This window comes from uncultured Agitococcus sp., from assembly GCF_937920075.1.
Classification (GTDB): domain Bacteria; phylum Pseudomonadota; class Gammaproteobacteria; order Pseudomonadales; family Moraxellaceae; genus Agitococcus.
Window position 1 is genome coordinate 1 of sequence record NZ_CALETI010000371.1, and the last position, 1,386, is coordinate 1,386.

A 1,386-nucleotide genomic window follows, 5' to 3' on the forward strand; every position below is an offset into this window, starting at 1 on the left:
AACTAGAAACCTAACGATCCGCGTAAGGCGCAAATACCCGCGCTGATGTACGCAGAAAACAGTAATCACAAACGTCAAAAGATAAGCCATTATCGGCTGGGTACTTGTCGCTGTTGATGCAGGAGTTAGGTTGTGACATAGCGAGGAATGTTTGTGAATGAACAAGATAAATTAGCGCGGTATTTTTACGAGTGGCAGCACAATAAAAACCCCGTTACTCGTGCAAGTTATCGCAATATGGCGTTAAACCTTTATTTTGATTTGTATATTTTTTGAGGTGCGTATGAAAAAGAGAAACAGTTACTATGATGTGATATGCAATGAAATTACTGCATACACCAAAAAATCACTTGCTTATGGAAATGCAACAGCATGGGCAAACAAAAAAGACAAAGCCTACAAAAAGATAGTTCCGCGAGGTAAAGTATTTTCTAGGCTTCATAAGCAAGAATGGAATGCAGTTGTAAAAGTAGCCAAGAGTTTATCAACAAAATGGCAAAAGATTGAAACCTAACTATAGCAATAAGAGGACGCACCCTCTTTGACTGTAAAAATGGCACTGTTGCCAATAATTTAATACATAACGTAGTAATCGGCTGGGGTGCGTTCCGCTTGATTGCTGAGTTAGATTTGGAGACTGAAAATGGCGACTGGTTATTATATGGGACAAGGCATAATGCTAGAGCGTGGCGAAACATACGAAATGAAAAAAGAAGAATTGATTCAGGTGCTTGACAAATACGCTGAACATTTAAAAAACTCACAGGCTGAGTGTGACGAGCTAAAAATGGAAATACTGAGAATGAAGTACCCAAACGAGCCTTTGTTGCAGAAAGGTACTATTCAATAAAATCTAACTACTAGCTTAACGTGCGCCACCTCACACGATTATAAGCCTTGCGTATGAATCATTTTATTTTTTAATGCTTAGATAGTGGCTGGGGTGGTGTCACTGTTAAAGCGTGAGTTATACACGGAGATGGCGATGAAACATATTGAGAACCCTGCACTAATAAAAAGTGCCAACGATTACAAAGATGATTATTTTATACTATTAAGCGCAAATGGCGATGGAAACACAAACGACGGAAAGTATTGGCACGTTACTAATAGTGCCGGCACTTGTGTAATTTGGTGCGCTGGTTTTTGCCAATCAAATGAAGATGGTCACTTGGCACTCCGAGTCGCCGCCGCGTTAAATTACTGCAAAGATTTAAGCACCGAACATTTATTAAGTGTTGGTGTATAACTAGGCGCATAACGCGCAAGTACCCACAAAGATGTTTTAATTAGATGTTTTTACACCAAATTAAAAAGACACTGACAAGCGCGGGTACTTGTCGCTGTTGATGCAGGAGTTAGGTTTGGAGGTAAAACAATGCAAGT

General features: G+C 39.7%; 3 protein-coding genes. All 3 read left to right on the forward strand.

What is annotated here, in order from left to right:
• The first annotated feature begins 283 nt into the window (after nucleotides 1–283).
• The 3 genes from Q0212_RS12590 (at nucleotide 284) to Q0212_RS12600 (ending at nucleotide 1,249) form a co-directional block, all read left to right on the forward strand.
• Nucleotides 284–514, forward strand: a complete 231-nt coding sequence (locus Q0212_RS12590) for a hypothetical protein (RefSeq protein WP_297926049.1) — start codon at nucleotides 284–286, stop codon at nucleotides 512–514.
• A 129-nt stretch (nucleotides 515–643) separates the two neighbouring features.
• Nucleotides 644–850, forward strand: a complete 207-nt coding sequence (locus Q0212_RS12595; RefSeq protein ID WP_297926051.1) for a hypothetical protein — start codon at nucleotides 644–646, stop codon at nucleotides 848–850.
• 135 nt (nucleotides 851–985) lie between these two features.
• Nucleotides 986–1,249 carry a hypothetical protein gene (locus tag Q0212_RS12600; protein ID WP_297926053.1) on the forward strand — a complete coding sequence of 88 codons (264 nt, stop codon included), beginning with the start codon at nucleotides 986–988 and terminating at the stop codon, nucleotides 1,247–1,249.
• Nucleotides 1,250–1,386: the final 137 nt, after the last annotated feature.

Coding starts and splice junctions, on each gene's coding strand:
- Q0212_RS12595 (WP_297926051.1), top strand. CDS start 644: ATGGCGACTGGTTATTATATGGGACAAGGCATAATGCTAGAGCGTGGC.
- Q0212_RS12600 (WP_297926053.1), top strand. CDS start 986: ATGAAACATATTGAGAACCCTGCACTAATAAAAAGTGCCAACGATTAC.
- Q0212_RS12590 (WP_297926049.1), top strand. CDS start 284: ATGAAAAAGAGAAACAGTTACTATGATGTGATATGCAATGAAATTACT.